The 17,952-nt window shown below is 64.8% G+C and carries 16 protein-coding genes; 4 read left to right on the forward strand and 12 right to left on the reverse strand.

The window, feature by feature from the left end; all coding sequences use genetic code 11:
* The first annotated feature begins 111 nt into the window (after positions 1 to 111).
* Complete coding sequence (locus QRN52_RS11430) at positions 112 to 1,692, forward strand: NCS1 family nucleobase:cation symporter-1 (RefSeq protein WP_284752840.1); 1,581 nt, start codon at positions 112 to 114, stop codon at positions 1,690 to 1,692.
* A gap of 3 nt (positions 1,693 to 1,695) precedes the next feature.
* On the opposite strand, the gene pabB is transcribed toward QRN52_RS11430, so the two are convergent.
* The 5 genes from pabB to uriH form a co-directional block, all read right to left on the reverse strand.
* Positions 1,696 to 3,783 (reverse strand): aminodeoxychorismate synthase component I, encoded by a 2,088-nt coding sequence (pabB, locus tag QRN52_RS11435; protein ID WP_284752841.1) that lies wholly within the window; start codon positions 3,781 to 3,783, stop codon positions 1,696 to 1,698.
* Positions 3,780 to 4,340 (reverse strand): low molecular weight protein-tyrosine-phosphatase, encoded by a 561-nt coding sequence (locus tag QRN52_RS11440; protein ID WP_284752842.1) that lies wholly within the window; start codon positions 4,338 to 4,340, stop codon positions 3,780 to 3,782. Before QRN52_RS11440 ends, pabB begins: the two co-directional genes overlap by 4 nt.
* 92 nt (positions 4,341 to 4,432) lie before the next feature.
* Entirely contained in the window at positions 4,433 to 5,377 is a 945-nt protein-coding gene (locus QRN52_RS11445; protein ID WP_284752843.1) for a ribokinase, read from the reverse strand.
* Positions 5,374 to 6,801 (reverse strand): uridine transporter UriT, encoded by a 1,428-nt coding sequence (uriT, locus tag QRN52_RS11450; RefSeq protein WP_284752844.1) that lies wholly within the window; start codon positions 6,799 to 6,801, stop codon positions 5,374 to 5,376. The genes QRN52_RS11445 and uriT overlap by 4 nt, the downstream gene beginning before the upstream one ends.
* Positions 6,802 to 7,839: a uridine-preferring nucleoside hydrolase UriH gene (gene uriH, locus QRN52_RS11455; protein ID WP_284752845.1), complete on the reverse strand. Its 1,038-nt coding sequence runs from the start codon at positions 7,837 to 7,839 to the stop codon at positions 6,802 to 6,804.
* Between the two features lie 222 nt (positions 7,840 to 8,061).
* Here uriH and QRN52_RS11460 point away from each other — a divergent pair, with 222 nt between their 5' ends.
* Both QRN52_RS11460 and QRN52_RS11465 read left to right on the forward strand, forming a co-directional pair.
* A complete protein-coding gene (locus tag QRN52_RS11460; protein WP_284752890.1) occupies positions 8,062 to 9,039 on the forward strand; it encodes a LacI family DNA-binding transcriptional regulator in 978 nt (325 codons plus the stop codon).
* Positions 9,040 to 9,393: 354 nt separating this feature from the next.
* Positions 9,394 to 10,866, forward strand: coding sequence for an HNH endonuclease (locus QRN52_RS11465; protein ID WP_284752846.1), 1,473 nt, complete (start codon positions 9,394 to 9,396; stop codon positions 10,864 to 10,866).
* Positions 10,867 to 10,941: 75 nt separating this feature from the next.
* Here QRN52_RS11465 and QRN52_RS11470 read toward each other — a convergent pair whose 3' ends face one another.
* The 4 genes from QRN52_RS11470 to QRN52_RS11485 form a co-directional block, all read right to left on the reverse strand.
* The gene (locus QRN52_RS11470) at positions 10,942 to 11,565 is read right to left on the reverse strand and encodes a LysE family transporter (protein WP_284752847.1); all 624 of its coding nucleotides are present in this window, start codon (positions 11,563 to 11,565) and stop codon (positions 10,942 to 10,944) included.
* A 170-nt stretch (positions 11,566 to 11,735) separates the two neighbouring features.
* Positions 11,736 to 12,989, reverse strand: coding sequence for an RNA polymerase sigma factor (locus QRN52_RS11475; protein WP_284752848.1), 1,254 nt, complete (start codon positions 12,987 to 12,989; stop codon positions 11,736 to 11,738).
* A 3-nt stretch (positions 12,990 to 12,992) separates the two neighbouring features.
* A complete protein-coding gene (locus tag QRN52_RS11480) occupies positions 12,993 to 13,352 on the reverse strand; it encodes a YciI family protein (RefSeq protein WP_284752849.1) in 360 nt (119 codons plus the stop codon).
* A 113-nt stretch (positions 13,353 to 13,465) separates the two neighbouring features.
* Positions 13,466 to 14,281 (reverse strand): methyltransferase domain-containing protein, encoded by an 816-nt coding sequence (locus tag QRN52_RS11485; RefSeq protein WP_234751019.1) that lies wholly within the window; start codon positions 14,279 to 14,281, stop codon positions 13,466 to 13,468.
* An 86-nt stretch (positions 14,282 to 14,367) separates the two neighbouring features.
* Between QRN52_RS11485 and QRN52_RS11490 the strand changes: the two genes are divergently transcribed.
* Positions 14,368 to 15,210 carry a hypothetical protein gene (locus QRN52_RS11490; protein WP_284752850.1) on the forward strand — a complete coding sequence of 281 codons (843 nt, stop codon included), beginning with the start codon at positions 14,368 to 14,370 and terminating at the stop codon, positions 15,208 to 15,210.
* A gap of 8 nt (positions 15,211 to 15,218) precedes the next feature.
* On the opposite strand, the gene QRN52_RS11495 is transcribed toward QRN52_RS11490, so the two are convergent.
* The 3 genes from QRN52_RS11495 to QRN52_RS11505 form a co-directional block, all read right to left on the reverse strand.
* A complete protein-coding gene (locus tag QRN52_RS11495) occupies positions 15,219 to 16,445 on the reverse strand; it encodes a pyridoxal phosphate-dependent aminotransferase (RefSeq protein WP_284752851.1) in 1,227 nt (408 codons plus the stop codon).
* Positions 16,446 to 16,508: 63 nt separating this feature from the next.
* Positions 16,509 to 17,438, reverse strand: coding sequence for a PASTA domain-containing protein (locus QRN52_RS11500; RefSeq protein WP_284752852.1), 930 nt, complete (start codon positions 17,436 to 17,438; stop codon positions 16,509 to 16,511).
* A 27-nt stretch (positions 17,439 to 17,465) separates the two neighbouring features.
* On the reverse strand, positions 17,466 to 17,939 hold the full coding sequence (locus QRN52_RS11505) for a hypothetical protein (protein ID WP_284752853.1): 474 nt from the start codon (positions 17,937 to 17,939) through the stop codon (positions 17,466 to 17,468).
* Between the last annotated feature and the right edge of the window lie 13 nt (positions 17,940 to 17,952).

Genomic DNA, 17,952 nt, shown 5'->3' on the forward strand with positions numbered 1-17,952 from the left:
GACCAATGCTAATGCTTGGGGTGCGGGCACTCCCAAGAGGGCTTTCCTTCCGGCGGCAATAGGGCGATTCTGTAATTCCAAGCATGTTTGGAAGCGTTCTTCGGAGGCGTCATGGCGCGGAAAAACGAGTCCCCGGCGGTGCAGGCACTGCCTGAGCCGGGAGACGAATACCCTGAGAAAGTCCGGATCCTGGCCGAGGGCCGATTGGTCAGCGACAGGCTATGGAACGCGGACCTCGCACCGGCCCGGCAACGCAATTGGAGGGTTCGCAGCCTCTTCGCCCTGTGGATGTGCGACGTCCACAGCATCGCCGGCTACACTTTCGCGGCCGGCCTCTTCATCACCGGACTGGTGGGCTGGCAGGTCTTCCTGGCCCTGGTCCTCGGCATCACCCTGGTCTACTTCCTCATGAACTTCGCCGGGACGGCTGGGCAGAAAACGGGCGTTCCGTATCCGGTCCTCGCGCGGATGTCGTTCGGCCTTTTCGGCGCCAACCTTGCTGCCCTGATCCGGGCACTCATCGCCATCGCCTGGTACGGAATCCAGACCTGGCTCGCTTCGGAAGCCGTGCTGGTGCTGCTGTTTTCCGTGTGGCCCCAGCTGACTTCGCTCGACGGTCCGGACGTGCCACGCATCCTGGGCCTGACGCCGCTCGGCTGGGCGGCCTTCCTGGTCCTCTGGGCGGTCCAGCTGCTGGTTATCCGCCGCGGCATGGAGACGGTCCGGAAGTTCCAGGACTGGGCCGGTCCCGCCATTTGGGTGGCCATGTTCGCGCTCGCGATCTACATCCTGACGCAAGCGGGCAACAAGTTCAGCCTCTCGATCCCCGGCGTCGCGCCCTTGGACGGCCCGGCAGCCCTGACCCAGTTCTTCTCTGCCATCGCCCTCACAGTCACGTACTTTGCTGCGCTTCTCCTGAACTTTTGCGATTTCTCCCGGTTCTCGCCGGACCGGAAGACCATCCTGCGCGGCAACTTCTGGGGCCTGCCCGTGAACTTCATCGCGTTCGCCCTTGTCACGGTGGTGGTCACGGCCGGCGCGGCGTCCTACTTCACCGCAGACCAGTACCGCGGGCAGGACATGTTCAAGGTCATCACCGATCCTGTGGCGATCGTCCAGGCGATCAAGAATCCGTGGATCACCATCATCGCCGCCGTGACCTTCGTCGTGGCCACGATCGGCATCAATGTGGTGGCCAACTTCGTCTCAGCCTCCTACGACCTCGCCAACGTGGCCCCGCACCGGATCGACTTCCGCCGTGGCGGCCTCATCAGCGCGGTGCTCGCAATTGTGATCCTGCCTTGGAACCTCTTCAGCAGCCCCGTGGTGATCGTGTATTTCCTGGGCGGCCTCGGCGCGTTGCTCGGTCCACTGTTCGGGGTCATCTTCACGGACTTCTTCCGCATCCGGCACCAGCGGTGCAAGGTCTCGGACCTGTATCACGAGGACGAGAACGGCCTCTACTTCTACACCAAAGGCTGGAACCTCAAGGCCATTGCCGCGCTGGTTCCGGCCGCCGTCGTCGCGGGTGTCTTGGCGCTGGTCCCGGCACTGCAGACCTTCCTCCCGGGAGGCTCGGGCCTGGGCCCGTATTCATGGTTCGTGGGGGCCATCCTCGCCAGCCTGATCTACTACACGATCACCCGCAACGATCCCCGGACGGTCCGCGCCAGGACGGAAGAACACGACTGATTCTCAGGTAGTGGGAAACTCCGCGCCCAGGGCGGAGAGCACGCCGAACGCCTTGGTCCGGATTTCCTCGTATTCGTCCTGGGGCGTCGAGTCCGCCGTAATGGCGCCGCCGACGCCGAGACTGAGCGTGCGTCCGCCGTCGCCGTCGGGACCCATCACCAAGGTCCGGATCACAACGGCGAGATCCGTCGCCGCGTTGAGGGAGAAGTACCCGATCGCGCCGGAATAGACGCCGCGCGGTCCGGACTCCAAGCCGTCAAGGATGTCCATGGTGCTGATCTTCGGGGCGCCCGTCATGGACCCGGCAGGGAACGCGGCCGCCACTGCCTCGGCCCGCGGTGCTCCGGGTCGCAGCCGGGCGTCGATGGTGCTCACCATCTGGTGCACCGTGGCGTAGCTTTCCACCGCGCACAACCGGCTGACGGTCACCGATCCGGGCACGGCGAAATGGCTGAGGTCGTTGCGGAGCAAATCCACAATCATGATGTTCTCGGCACGGTCCTTGAGCGAGGATTCAAGGCCACGGCGCAGCGCCTCGTCGATGACCGGATCGTTGGCCCGCGCCCTGGTGCCCTTGATCGGCTCGGCCCGCATGCCGCCGTCGGAAGTTATCCGCAGGAAGCGCTCCGGCGAGGTACTCGCGACCGTCAGATCGCCGAACCGCAAGTAGCTCGCGAACGGCGCCGGGTTGCGCTTGCGCAGCGCGAGGTAGCTCTCCCACGGGTCCAGCCCGGGATCCGAGGCGGTCACGGTGGTGGTCAAGCAGACCTCGTACGTGTTGCCCTCGGCGATCTGGTTCTGGGCTTCGGTGATTTTGCTTTTGTATTCGTCCTCGGTGTCGCGGCTGGAGAACTCAAGTGCCACTGCGGAACTCCCGACGGCGGGGTCCCCGGCCGGGTGCCTCGGCGCGGTGGCCGATTGGAGTGCCGACGCCGCAGACAGCACGGCCCCGCGCGCAAGCCCAAGCCAATCGCCGGCGTCTGGGGCATCGATGGCGAGCAGCCACACTGTTTCGTCACGGTGGTCGATCACCACCGCCCGGCCGGCGAAGAGCAACGCCGCATCCGGAGTGCCGGCTTTGACATCGCTGCCACCGGTCTCCCGCTTCAGTTCATAGCCGAGGTACCCCAGCCAACCGAGCGTGAATTCGCAGTCATAGCCTTCCGGTGCCCTCAAGGCCTTGCGGCCCCACACGGTGTCCAGCCAGCGGAAGAAGGGACCGGTGGTCTCCACGGTGGCGCATCCGGCACTCAGCCGGGTGGATCCGGAACTGTGCGTTACAGCCTGACCGAATGAACCGCCGTCGTCCGCGAGGATGCTGAAGCGGCTGCGCTCGGCCGCGGCGTTGGGGGATCCGGCGTCGCTGACTGTGTCCCTGTTGGAGGACGTGTTGGAGGAATCGAGCCAGACGGCATTGGCGGACTTGGCGTACAGCGCTTGGAACAGGTCCGCGGCGTCCGGCGTGGCGTCGATCCGTTCGGCCTTGAGCTGCAAGCCGCGGCGCGCCGAGAGCTCGGGAGCCAGCACGGGGGAGAGCGAAGAGAGGTAGCTCAGCGCCTGCAGGGCGTCGTCCGGGGCGTTTCCGTCCGCGCGGTTCAGCACCCTGACATCCGTGTGGTCGAGGATGTCGTCGGTCTCCAGCCACTCGTCCTCCTGCGCCGCCCAGCTGTCCCAGAACGGTTCGTAGCTGCTGCCGTCCCGGGCCATCGCACGATGCCGGCGGTCGTCGTCGGGAGCGTCCACCCAGACCACGGCGTCCAGCATGGGCCGGGCGGCACTCGCGGCTGCCCCGACGCCCTCGACAATGACGATTTCGGCAGGCAGGGTGACGTGGTTGCGGCCGTCGTAGTGTTTCTCCCAGTCCCAACTGACCCACTCGGCGGCGTCGCCGCGTCGCAGCGGTTCCAGGACCGTGGTCACGTACCGTTCGATTCCCGCGGCGAGGCCGTTCCAGCCCGGATAGATGTCCTCGAGATGGAACAGCGACACCTTGTGATGCATGCGGAGGCGGGCGGCTAGTTCGACGGCGAGAGTGGTCTTTCCCGCGCCGGACCGGCCATCGATGGCGATGATCACGGGTGCTGGGGTCATGAAATAGAGCGTACCTGCTGTGGGTCGTGGTGCTGTGCGAGCTGCCTGGCGGCAAGGACGTCCCGGGTGTGGGCGACGATGCCTGGAACGGCCGCGCGGATGAGGTCCCAGGTGACGTCGAAATCGTGGTGGCCCCCGTACCAGGGGTCCTCGATGCCCAGGTCCAGGGTGCTCCGGCCTGCTACGGACGGGTCGAAACTGCGCAGCATCCGGATCTTTGCGAGTGTTTCCGAATCCGGGGCGGCCTCGTGCAACCACCCATAGTGATCCACGTCTAGGGCCAAAATCAGGTCCCGCTCCCGGAACCACTCCTGGCGCCAGCTTCTGGCAACGTGTCCTTCGGAGCGGATGCGGTGTGCCGAAAGGACCCGGGCTGCACGTGGATCGATGGGGTGCCCTGCCTCGTAGGAGGTAGTTCCCGCGGAGTCCACAACAACCGCTCCACCGAGCCCTCCGGTGTCGAACGCTTCGGTCAACATCAGTTCCGCCATGGGTGAGCGGCAGATGTTTCCCGTGCAGACGGTGATGATGCGGTATGGGCTCGACGCTGAGTACATGGAGCAAGCATGGAGGATCCCACCCCGTCTTGGCTAGTCAGAATCATAGAATTTGTAAAGTCGCTGGTGGAGGCGTAGAAGCACAGGCCGGGTCAGGAAATCCGCAAGTGCTCCAGGACTTCCTCGGCGCCGGGGTATGCGGCTTGGGTGCCCTTCTTGGTAGTGGCGAGCGCCGCGGCAACCGAAGCGAACGCTGCGGCTTCGGCCAAGGTTTCGCCCGCGGCGAGGCGGGCAGCGACGGCGCCCGTGAAGGCGTCCCCTGCACCGGTCGTATCCACCGCATTGACCTTGGTGGGTGCGATCCGGGAGATCTGTTCCCCGGACGCGGCGAGGGAATCCAGCACCACTGAGCCATGGGAGCCTAGGGTAACGAGGACCCGCTCCAGCCCCCGCTCGGCGAACTGGCTTCGAACCGGTTCCCAGGCGCTTGCGTGGGCGCCCGGGTGGGGCATCTCGGCGTCGCCCAGGAACATCGAGGCTTCGTGGGCGTTCACGAGCAGGACATCGCTCAACGCGGCCAGGCTTTGCGGGATCTCGGCGTACGGCGAGAGGTTCAACAGAACTGTTGCGCCGGCGTCGTGCGCTGTTTTGGCGGCAGCCTCCACGGTCTCAAGGCTGACCTCCAGGCAGAGGCAGAGCACCGCGGCGTCGCCGAAAGCGTCCGCCGGGACGTCCGCCGGAGCGAGCGTTCCGTTGGCGCCGGCCGAAATGATGATGTTGTTCTCACCGTTCGCGTCCACCGCGATAACCGCGACGCCGGTGGCCACATCCGCGGAACGGCGGACGCGCGAAACGTCCACGCCGGCCCCTTCCGTGGAGGCGAGGAGCATGGCGCCGTTGGAGTCGTTTCCGACCGCGCCGATCAGGCTCACCGTGCCGCCCAACTTGCTCGCCGCGACGGCCTGGTTGGCGCTTTTGCCGCCGGGATTGACCGCGAAACCGTTACCGTGGACGGTTTCGCCCGGGAGCGGGAGCCGCTCGCAATAGATGGTCAGGTCCGCGTTCAAGGACCCGACGACCACGATCCTGCGGTTCACTTTTCAACCTCGGCTTCGAGGGGCTTGGGGATGAGCAGCGACGCCGCGAAGGCGGCAACCGTGATGGCCAGGCCTACGACGACGACCGTCAAGTACGAGGCTTTGGCGTCGCCGAGCGCCGAGGTCGCCACAAGGACCGCCGGCAACACCAGGAAGCTCAGGCCGGCGCCAAGGTTGAAGGCGCCGGCGTTCATGCCGGGCAGGAAGCCGGGGTTGCCGGCGGGGGAGAGGACAACTCCGAGTCCGTTGAGCATGATGTTGACCGTACCGGCGTACATGATGCCGAGCAAGGCCGTTCCCACGATCATGAGGGGAAGGCTGCTGAGTCCGAGGAACGCGATGATCGCCAGGGCCGCGATGCTGCCCAGCATGCCGATGCGCAGGACTTTGGTGTAGCCGAGCACGGGGGCGAGCCGGCCGCTGATGGGTCCGAACACCCAGCCGAGGAGGGCGTACGGCGTGAGGATCATGAGCGACATCTCGGTGGGGCCGACCCCGAATCCCGGTGCCGCGGCCTGGACGTAGGCCGGGACGATGCCGTTGATGACTGCGAAGATGCCGGTCATGGCGAGGGTGGTGGTCAGCAGCGGCGCCCAGGTGGAACGCTGGCGAAGGTGGATCGTTTCCACCATGGGCTTCTTAGAGCGCTTCTCGACTGTCCAGAACGCGGCGAACGCGGCGGCAGCGACCACAATCAGCCCGATGGCCAGGACGAGCGTCCCTGAAGAGAAGGCGCCAACCAGCTTGGATCCTTCATTGAGGGCCGTCAGGAGTGCCCCCACCGCGATGACAATGAAGAACACGCCCAGCCAGTCCATGCCGGTACCGGCAGCAGGCTTGCTCTCGCCGGCAAGGATGGCGATCAAGGCTGTTGCCACGATTGCGAGGCCAACCATGAGCCAGAAGATGCTGCGGAATCCGAAGTGCTCGGCGAAGTAACCGCCCACGAAGGAGTCGACACCGGCTACGCCGCCATTGACTGCCGTGATGAGGCCCATCAGGGCTCCGTACTTGCGCGGGTTGTTGACGGCGGAGCGCAGCATGATGAGGCACAGCGGCACGGTGGGGCCGCTGACGCCCTGGATGATGCGGCCCACGAAGAGCCAGGTGACGTCCGGTGCCATGGCCGCGATGACCGAGCCGACGGCCATCAGCAGCATCATGCCCAGGAGGATCTTCTTGCGTCCGACGATGTCGCTCAGGCGCGGCAGGAAGAGCGAGAACAGGGCCGCGGCCGTGAAGAACCAGGTCTGGGAGAGGCCGATGACTGCCTGGTCCGTGTGGAGCTCGTTGCCCATGGTCACGAGGGCCGGGCTGAGCATTGAAGCGTTGAGCTGGAAGGCCACGCAGGCGGCCAGCAGGGCGACCATGAGGGCCGCGACATTGCCGCGGTTGGTCTTGGTTTCGGTGATGAGGGTGGTCATTTACTTGGCCTCTCCTGCGATGCTGGCGGCGGGTTGGCTTGCGACGGCGGCGGGAGCGCCGCCGTCGGGCTCGCCGGGCTCGCCGATGCGGATGATCGCGTCGGTGACGAGGTTCCAGAATTTCTCGTGATCGAGGTCGACGGCGACGGAGGTGTTGCAGTCGGCCGGTGCGGGGGCGCGGAAATCGGCCACGGTCATGCCAAGCGTGAGCTTGCCCTGCAGTTCGATGTCGACGGGGACCTTGCGGGTAGTCATCACGGTGGGGTCGATGACGTAGGCCACGGCGCAGGGATCGTGCACCGGAGGATAGTCAAAGCCCTGGGCGTCCTTGTAGGTCTTGGTGAAGAACTCCATCAGTTCCATGACGAACTTGGCAGGCTTGGTGCCAACGGCAGCGATCTTCTCGACGACCTCGGGAGTGGCCAGGGCCTGGTGCGTGAGGTCCAAACCGACCATCACAACGGGCCACTTTTCGTTGAAGACGATGTGTGCGGCCTCGGGGTCAATGATGATGTTGAATTCCGCCACGGCGCTCCAGTTGCCTACGTGGTAGCCGCCGCCCATGAGGACGACTTCCTTGACACGTTCAACGATGCGTGGTTCCTTGCGGGCTGCCATGGCGATGTTGGTGAGTCCCGCAGTGGGGACGAGGGTGACGGTGCCCGGCTCGTGCGCCATGATCGTTTCGATGATGAGGTCGACGGCGTGGCGCGGGTCCAGCTCGATGGTGGACTCGGGCTGTTCGGGGCCGTCCATGCCGGTTTCGCCGTGGATGTCCGGTGCGGTTTCGATGGAGCGGACCAGCGGACGGTCGCAGCCGGCGGCAAAGGGGACACCCGTGATGCCAGCAATGGTGCCCACCGAGAGTGCGTTGCGGGTGACCTTTTCGAGGGTCTGGTTGCCGACCACCGTGGTGACGGCGAGCAGTTCGATGTCCGGGTTGCCGTGGGCCAGCAGCAGGGCCACGGCGTCGTCATGCCCGGGATCGCAATCCAGGATGATCTTCTTGCGTTCACGGGTCATGGTGTTGGGGTCCATGTTCATCTCCACGTCATTGGGGCCTGCCGAGGCAGGGCGCTAAAGCATTCAGGGGAATTCTGGCACTGGCTTGGGTGCCACGTCAAGCGCTTAACGCAATTTGCGTCAAGCGCTTGATGCCTTGCGGCACGGCAGGAGGCTGATTCCGACTACGATCGTTGTATGGAATCCGCGGAACCAGTGCATCGGGCCCCAAGCCGTACGCAGCGCGTCACTGCGTCGATGGTGGCCTCCCTGGCAGGGGTCTCCACTGCGACGGTGTCCCTGGTTGCCAACGGGAAAACCCAGGGCAGGGTGTCCGAAGACAACATTTCGCGCGTCCGCCAGGCCATCGCCGAACTCGGCTACGTAGTGGATGGGATCGGAAGTTCTTTGGCCAAGGGCGTGAGCTCGATTGTGATCCTGGTGGCGCCGGACATTTCCAACCCCTTTTTCGCCAAGGTCATCGCCGGAGTCCGGGAATCGCTCGGCTCCAAGTACCAACTGCTGCTCTCCGTGACTGACGCCGGTGAGTTTCCCCGAGCGGAGGACGTCCGAAAACTCCTGGCCCTTCGCCCTGCCGGGCTGCTGGTGGATGCGCCCAACGCGGCCTTCCTGGAGGACCTGTCCGTCGCCGGGCCCTTGGTCCTTCTCGATGCCCCCGGGCTTGAAGCCTACGCTCCTTCCGTGAATCTCGACGTTGCCCATGGCGCCCGTGAATTGGCCGCGCATCTTGCGGCCTCCGGGCATAAGCGAGTTGCCTATGTGGACAGCGTGACGGGCACGGCCACGTTCGAAGTGCGCCGGGCGGCGTTCTTGGATGAGGCAAATTCTTGCGGTATTTCCGTGGCGGACGAGCACATCATCAGTACCACCATCGACGTCGGCGCTGCAGCGGCTGCCTTCGCTGCCGCCTGGCCGGACTGGCAGCGCGCCGGGGTCACCGCCGTCGTCTGCGGAACGGACACCCACGCGTACGGTGTGCTGCAGGAAGCCCGCGTGGCCGGTGTCCGGATTCCGGCGGAACTCGCGGTTGCCGGCTTCGACGACCTGCCGTATTCGGCCACGAGCAACCCCAGCCTGACGAGTGTGCATCTGCCGGCCACGCCCCTGGGACTTAAGGCCGGCGAGCAGCTCCGGGGGTTGATGGAAGGCCGTGAGCTGGAACAGCCGCAGCTGACACTCGAGAGCTCGTTGGTGGTGCGCGGCTCCACGGGCTAGGTACATTTCGTCGGCCTGTCCATGACGCCACGCGCCTCCGGTCCGCTCGGCAAAGCCGGCAAGGCGGCACCCACTCCGCCTCCGGTCAGTTCCGCAACCCCACAGGTGTCCTGCGCGCCATGCCTCCTCTCCACACCAGGAAAAGTGGGTCGTGCAGTTCAAGTAGCGGCCATGCTATGTAGGGGTTCTGGGTGCCGGCTCAAAGACGGGCTCTTCGCCGGTGTGAGCCAGCGTAACCGTCCTTTTTCAGCAGATAAGCGACGCTCGCGGAGCAGCCGAAGAAATTCGAGATTTTTTCGCCTGGTGGTGGTTCTCCGGCCTAAAAATGTCAGTGGTCGCTGAGAGGCTTTTCTTATGGACGGCATTCAGGGAACCCAGCTGATCGGAGAGGGCGCGCCAGTTAGCGGCGCGGCTCCGGATGGCTGTGTGCGGGCCCTGATAGATGCGGTGAGCTCCCTTCGGCCGGGCACTGACAGTGCAGGACTGATTGACCAGTTGCGCGTCCTGGAGGATCTGAAGTCCGCGGTCGCGGGTTTGCAGGCGAGGATCGCTGTGGCGTTCGATGCGGTCCAGCGCAGCGCCGACGCGGCGGCAGGTGTGCCGGCCGAGGAACGCGGCCGCGGCGTGGCGGCCCAGGTAGCCTTGGCCCGGAGGGAATCCCCCGCCCGCGGATCCCGGCTCCACGGACTCGCCAAGGCCCTCGTGACCGAAATGCCGCACACCCTCGCCGCCCTGGACACCGGACAGCTCAACGAATGGCGCGCCACGCTGCTGGTGAAGGAAACAGCCTGCCTGTCCGCCGAAGACCGCTGCGCCGTGGACGAGGAACTCGCCGCCGACACCGGAACCTTCGACGGCGCCGGGGACAAGGCCATCATCTCCGCCGCCCGTGCCGCCGCGTACCGGCGGGACCCGCGTACGGTGACCCAGCGCGCCAGCCACGCCGCCACCGAACGGCACGTGAGCCTGCGCCCGGCACCGGACACCATGACATACCTGACCGCGCTCCTTCCCGTCGCGCAGGGCGTGGCCGTGCACGCGGCCCTGACCCGGCACGCAGACACCCTCCGTAACGACGGTGGGGACGCCCGGTCCCGGGGACAGATCATGGCCGATGCCCTGGTCGAACGCACCACCGGCACCCCTGCCGGGATCGCCGGGGTTGAAGTCCAGGTCGTCATGACCGACCGGACCCTCTTCCAAGGTGACAGCGAGCCGGCGCGCCTGCCTGGGTACGGGATCGTGCCCGCCGCGTGGGCAAGGAACCTCCTGGCCGGAAACCCTGGCAGCAGCGAGGAACCGGGCCAAGCAGGACAGCGCCGAGCCGGTCCCGACCAAGCTGAGCAACGCCAGCCCGGGGACCGGGACTTTAAGGTCTGGCTGCGGCGCCTCTTCACCGCCCCCGGAACCGGGGACCTTCTCGCCGCGGACTCGAGGTCGAGGCTGTTCCCGCCCGGTTTGCGGCGCTTCATCCAGGTCCGTGACGATACCTGCCGCACCCCGTACTGCGACGCGCCAATCAGGCATTTTGACCACATCCTCCCCTGGTACCAGGGAGGCATCACCAGCCTGGATAACGGGGCCGGGCTCTGCGAAGCATGCAATTACACCAAGGAACTTGCCGGCTGGACAGCACAAACCGGAGCAACACGCCCCGGCACGCGGCACATGTTCGAGATCCGCACCCCCACCGGGCATAGCTACCGGTCAACGGCCCCGCCCCTGCCAGGAGCGCACGTGAACGGAGACCCGTCCGTCCTCGCGGCACACTATTTCGGGGACGTGTTTCACAGGCGCCACCGACCGGAACTACGCCAGCCTGCCTAGGTTCGCTCAACCACGCCCGCGCAACGAACTGTGCCCGACTGCGCGGGGAAAGGGACGTACTAGACGAATCTCTCCCTAGTGGATGACGGCGAGCAGCACACCCACGGACACGAAGAGCACGCCGAAAGTGCGGTTCAGGACCTTCTGTCCGTGCTCATTGTGCGTGAACCGTTGGAATGAACGGGCTGCCAAGGCGAAGAAGAACCACATGACGCAAATGTCGATGAAAACGATCGTGGTGCTGAGGATCAGATACTGCGGAATCAGTGGCTGCTCGGGTCGGATGAATTGCGGCATGAAGGCCAGGAAGAAGACGATCGCCTTGGGATTGAGCAGGTTGACCCAAATACCTCGCTGGAACATGGACCACGCTGGCTCGTTCCGCCGGGCCTCCACTTTCTCCTTGTCCAGGTCCGGCCGGTGCAGGAATTGCCGTATGCCCATGTACACCAGATATGCCGCCCCGGTGTAGCGGATCACGTTGAAGACCACAGGCGAGCTGGAGACCAGAACACCTACCCCGAGCGCAACGATCAGGATGTGGATGATCAGTGCCGCCTGTTGGCCCAGCACTCCCCAGATGGAGCGGCGGAATCCCGAGTTGAGCGAATTGCTCATGGTGGAGATGGCGCCCGCGCCGGGAGTGAAACTGATCAGGGTGCCGGCGCCTACCAGGGCCAGCCAAAGCGAAATTTGCACCAATCCAGCTTATGCCCGCAGGAAGCCGGGCCCGGACGAGCTGATGCGCCTACACGGACGAGGGGTTACCAGAGCGTCTTCAGGCTGCCTTCAATGGACTCCGTGACAACCCGGATGCTTTCCAGCTGCATCTCGGCGTCGAGCCCAATCACGACGAGTCTTGGGTAGAGCTATGTGGACAACTGCCCGAGTTTGGCCGCCTTCACCAGAAGATACTGCCGCTCCTGAATGCTTCCGGTCTTCTTTGCCGCGGCAAGAAAGCACTCCCGGGCGCCCGCAAGGTCGCCGGACATTTCGAGCAGGTGCCCGCGAACGGCGTCGAGCCTGTGCCAGTCTCCCAGCCCAGTCCCAAGCCCATCCAGCAGCTCAAGGGCCGCCCGCGGCCCTTCAACCATCGCCACGGCCACTGCCCGGTTGAGCGACACCACCGGACTTGGAGCCATGGCTTCAAGGACCGTGTACAACGCCAGGATCTGCGGCCAATCGGTCTGGTCCGCGCAGGCCGCCTCGGCATGGACTGCAGCGATGGCTGCCTGCAGCTGATAGGGCCCCGGATGCCCAGCGCCCAACACGGCTGACAAGAGTTCAAGCCCCTCGGCGATCTGCGCCGTGTCCCACAGCCCGCGGTCCTGCTCAGCGAGCGGTACGAGCATACCGTCCGGGAGGGACCTCGCCCGGCGTCGCGAATCGGTGAGGAGCATGAGGGCCAGCAACCCGCCCACCTCCTGTTCGTCCGGAAGAAGCCCCTGCAGGAGCCGCGCAAGGCGGATCGCCTCCGCGGTGAGGTCTTCGCGCTGCATGGATGGGCCGGAACTTGCCGCGTAGCCCTCGTTGAAGATCAGGTACAGGACGTGGAGTACGACGCCGAGCCGCGCCTTTCGATCGCCCGTTTCCGGAAGCTCGAAATGGGCTCCGGCTTTCTTGATGCTCTGCTTGGCCCGGCTGATCCTCTGGCCCATGGTGGCTTCCGGGACAAAGAACGCGCTGGCGATTTCCGCCGTCGTGAGCCCTCCGACTGCCCGCAATGTCAGTGCCAGCTGCGAGGGTGCAGAGAGGGCGGGGTGGCAGCACAGGAAAAGGAGGGTGAGGGTGTCTTCCGCAAACCCGTCCGCGTCGCTGCTTGAGAAAGGCTCCTCGCGAGGCGGCGGTTCCAAGGCCGCCGCGCGTTGTTCGCGAGCTTGCCGGGCACTTTCGCTGCGCCAGTAGTCCACCAAACGCCGTGTGGCGACCGTGAGCAGCCAGGATCTGGGGTTGTCCGGGACACCGCAGGCGGGCCATTTCAATGCTGCCTCAAGCAGCGCTTCCTGGACGGCATCCTCGCACTCGGCGAATTGGCCGTGCCTGCGGACGAGCACGCCGAGGACCTGCGGCGCAAGGGTGCGCAGCAGGTCCTCGAACGTGGATTCCCCGGAAAGTTCGGCCAAGCGCTAGACCTCCGGCGGCGCGTCCTGGACGCGGCGCAGTTCGACGACCGGCGCGTACTTCACGATGCTGGAGCAGATTTCGACGGCCCGTTCCTCGCCGGCGACGTCCACTACCCAGTAGCCGATGAGGGATTCCTTGGCTTCGGCGAAAGGTCCATCGGTGGTGATGACCCCGCTATCCGTCTGCTTGACCAGCTTGGCTGTACCGGGGTCGGCCAGCCCGGCGTTGAACACCATCTCGCCGGAATCGCTGAGATCCTTGTCGATCTGGATCATGAACCCGATCATTTCCCTGATCCATTCGGGATCCGCGGTCTCCATCATGCCCTCGGCAGAACCAAACATCATGATCATGTATTTCATCTCGAACTCCTTGTGAGCGGCGCTCCGTGTGGGCGCTTTCATTCATGGGTCGGAACTGCGGGACCGTTTTCGACATGGGTTGCTGGAAATCTTAAGAAACTTTTGGGTAGCCGCTAAGCCCGTGCGATGACTTCCCCGTTCGGGATCAGGAAGAAGCCATCATCAGTGGAGCCCCAACGGTGCCAACCGGCGGCGATCCTGGCCAGGTCAGCTTCGTTGGCAAGCCCGTATTCGAGCGCTTGCTCGGCAAAGGCGGAGTGCAGGACCCGCTCGCTCCACACCCGCGACTGCCAGCGGCGCTGCTGCGCGGTGGCGTACAGCCAGTTGCTGCTGGAGGGCGCGACGTCGGTGAAGCCCGCCTGCTGCGCCCAGGACACGAGCCGCCGCCCGGCGTCGGGCTCCGCTCCGTTCCGTCGGGCGATCTTTTGGTAGAGCTCCATCCAGTCGTCGAGCTCGCGGACTTCCGGGTACCAGCTCATGCCGTGGAAATCGGCGTCGCGCACTGCAACGATGGCGCCGGGCTTGGCGACGCGCCGCATCTCGCGCAGCGCGGCCACGGGGTCGGTCAGGTGCTGCAGGACTTGGTGGGCATGGACGAGGTCGAAGGTCTCGTCCTCGAAGTCCAGATCGTAGATGTTTCCCGTCACGAATTCCACGTTTTCCACACCACGTTCGGCCGCGAGCGAGGCAGCCTGGGCCACGATCTCGGCGGAACGGTCGAGCCCGACGACCTTCGCGGGAGCCACCAGCTCCGCGAAGTCGCAAGTGATGCTCCCAGGCCCGCATCCGACGTCGAGCACCGATGTCCCGGCGGTGAGATGCGGGATGACAAACGCAGCAGAGTTCTCGGCTGTGCGGGAGGCGTGGGCGCGTACGACGGACTCGTGATGGCCGTGTGTGTAGACGTCTTCAGGCTTCTGCTCGTTCATAGGGAAACGCTACCCCGATGGAGTGGAAAGCGGGCGGAACTTGGGCTAAACCTTGTTTTCAACCCCCTGCCTGCCACAATGGACCCATGGCGCCAGCGTGGTGGGGTCAGGGGTCGCAGCTGGGGCGCGGAACGGGCCTCGGCGGGCTGCGCGACGGACCATCCCCGGATGCCTTGCGCCGCCCGTTCTTCGTTGCGGCAGTGGCCGTCTTCGCCGTCGTCGTGTTGGCTGAAATCGGCTTGTCGATCCTCCTCGGAGGTACCGCCGTCGAACCCGTTTCGCCTGACGAAGCGGACAAGCTCGGCGTCCCGATCGACGTCTTCTTAAAAACCCAACGCGCATCAGCTGCTCCACCGGGCGCAGGGATCGGTTTCCTTGCGTTCCTGGACGGGCTGTTGCTGTTCACCGTGGTGATGCTCGGACTCAGCCTGATCATGGAGCTCAGGGTTTACGGACGAATCCAAGGCATTGTCACCTTGATTGTCACGCTTCTTTGGGTGGTGGGCGCGTTCTTCACGGCCCTCCTCGCCTTGGCGAAATTGTTCCTGATGTTCGGGCTGTTCGTGGCCGCACCCTTCGGGACCATTGCCTACCTGGCGCTATGGGGAAGTTTTCCCACGAGCCAAGCGGCGGCGATCCTTGCCCTCCTGTTGCTGCTCAAGATCGTTTTCGCGGTGCTGTTGGTTCTGAGCCAGCCGAAATTCCTGAAGGTCACCGGGCTCGTGGTGCTGCTCCTGGTATCGGTGCTCCTGCAGGTCATCCTCGGCATCATCCACAGCTTCCTCCCCGGCCCACTTGTGTCCATCGGGGACCAGTTCTGGGCGCTCATTACCGTGGTGGTTGCCTTGGTGTGGGCCCTGATCATGCTTCTTGGCTCGATCCCGGCGATCATCAACGCGCTGCGGGTCAGCGGCTCGGTGGGGGACTGAAAAAGGCCCTACTCTTGAGGCCGGTTCCGATAGGCGGCCAGGAAGGTCGCGATCCTGCGGACGGCCTCCTCGATCTCACGGACGGACGGCAGGATGACGAAGCGGAAGTGGTCCGGGGTGGGCCAGTTGAAAGCCGAACCGTGGGAGACCAGGATCTTCTGGTCCTGCAGGAGGTCGAGGACGAATTTCTCGTCACTTTCGATCGGATAGACGTCAGGGTCCAGCCGTGGGAACAAATACATTGCACCGGCTGCCGGTACACAGCTCACGCCCGGGATCGCAGTCAGGAGCTTCAAGGCCAGATCCCGCTGTTCCCGGAGCCGGCCACCTGGCCTGATGAGCTCCTCGATGCTCTGGTAACCGCCCAGGCAGGTCTGGATGGCGTGCTGCGCCGGAACGTTGGAGCACAACCGGAGGGAAGCCAGGAGCTCCAGCGCCTCACGGTATTCGGCGGTTGCCGCGTGCGGGCCGGTCACAGCGACCCAGCCGGCCCGATAGCCGGGCATGCGGTAAGCCTTGGAAAGGCCGCTGAAGGTCAGCACGCAGATGTCGTCTGCCACGGACGCCGTGTGGATGTGCTTTGCGTCCTCGTAGCGGATCTTCTCGTAGATCTCGTCCGAGAACAGGACAAGGTCATGCTTGCGCGCCAGTGCCGCGAACTGCTCCAGGACGTGGCGGGGGTATACCGCGCCCGTGGGGTTGTTCGGGTTGATGATGACGATTGCCTTGGTGCGCTTGGTGACCTTGGCTTCGACGTCGGACATGTCCGGCCACCAGTTCTGGCCCTCATCGCAGAGATAGTGCACCGGCTTGCCGCCCGTGAGCGTCACGGTGGCCGTCCACAGCGGATAGTCCGGCGCGGGGATGAGGACCTCGTCGCCGTTCTCCAGGAAGGCCTGCAGCGTCATGGAGATCAGTTCGCTGACGCCGTTGCCGATGAAGATGTCCTCGACGCCGATATTCATCAGGTTCTTGGTCTGGTAGTACTGCGAAATGGCTGTCCGCGCCGTGAAGATGCCCTTGGAATCGCTGTAACCCTGGGCTCCGCGGAGGTGGTGGATCATGTCCACCACAACGGACTCCGGAGCTTCCAGCCCGAAGGGCGCGGTGTCCCCAAGATTCATCTTGAGGATGCGGTGCCCTTCGGCCTCCATGGTCTTGGCCGCTTGGAGGATGGGCCCACGGAGTTCATAGCGGACGTTCTGTAGTTTGCTGGAGTGCTGCATCGGACGCATGGTTGATCATTTCACGGGCTGCACCGTTTTCGGCACCGGATGACACGCGGCACCAAGGGCGCCCTATTGCTTGATCGCGCAGATCTGCGGCTGGACCATGCAAATGTTGATGGGATTCGGCTCGATGATGACGTTTTGCCGTATTTCAGTGCGGACAAGGACGAGGGCGTTCTGGTTCACCTTGCTCCCCACATCGGGATTCACCCCAACAACCACGCAGCTTTGCAAGAATCCGGACGAGGACGTGCACGTGGAACCCTGGGTGAAATCAAGTTGGATTTTTGCGGTCTGGAAGGCTGTGCGGGCATTCTCGATCCGCAAGCCCAGGACCGCAGGCACCACCGATTTCACCGGCGTTGCGATCTCCAGGTTGACGGTGGAACCGCGCCCGGCGGACTTGTTGGCCTCCGGAGACTGGGTGACCACCGTCCCGGCGGTCTGATCGCTTTCCTTGTCCGTGGTGGCTGTGGAGAACCCGGCGTCCTTGAGGATTTGTACAGCCTCTGCTTGCGGCTTGCCTTTCACGTCCGGCACATTGACGTCCTTGAGGAGGAACCAGATCACCCCACCAATAGCCGCCAATAGCACGACGCCGCCGACGATCACCCACAGCCACGGGAATCCAGGGCGCGGCTTGGGCGTTTCGGCGGGCTTGGTGGCGGTCAGCGTCACCACGTGGGCCTGGTCGGCATAGTCCTCAGGGGCGTCGTCGGCAGAGTAGGCGATCAGTTTCACCGGATAGGAGCCTGCCGCGGCACCGGCGGTGTCGAAATTGACCAGGTATTGCTCGGTAGCTCCGGCTGCGATGGTCCGCAACGGAGTGGGGATGGTGGCGTACGTCGGCGACGGCGGTGTGCTTTCCACTCCGGGAAAGGCTCCGAGCACCACGCGTTCGGGGCCGGGAGCTCCGTTGGTCACGGACGCCGTGAGGGAACCTTTGCCGTCCTTGAGTTCCACCGTGGGAGAACTCAGCGTCATGGTGATGGTGCTCATGCAACAACCGCCTTTCGGGCAATGAACTCATCCTCCTGCTTCCAGGAGCTTCAGCGCACACGTGCCAACAACGCGGCACGTGATCCCCAGCTGACCCCCGGAGGTGCCGAAGGTCAGGCTGACAGTGTCCCCGGCAGAGACGTCCTGTTCTGTTCGTGTGCCCTCCACCAGGAGCGTCACGGTGACTGCCTGCTGGGGAGCCAGCCGGGCACGCTTGGTGGGGCTGCCCAGATCGAACGGGCCCCCGAACTTCTTGACCTCGAAAACGCAGCTTCCCGCCACGAGCAGTTGCGTTGCCGCCGCCGAACACTGGCCGCCTGGGCCTACGAGATCCGAGGCAGCGAGGGTGCCTCCTTTGGCAGCCTGCGAGAAGCCCGACTGCCAACTGGCCGCCGCGTTGTTGTTCCCGCCGCCGCAGCTCACGCCGAAAACCAGCACGAGCACAGCGATGACACCGCACACGATCACCACGATGAGGGGCTTCCGGTTCCCGTCGTTCACGGCACAGGCCCGT

The organism is Arthrobacter sp. efr-133-R2A-120 (genome assembly GCF_030209835.1).
Taxonomy (GTDB): Bacteria; Actinomycetota; Actinomycetes; order Actinomycetales; family Micrococcaceae; genus Arthrobacter.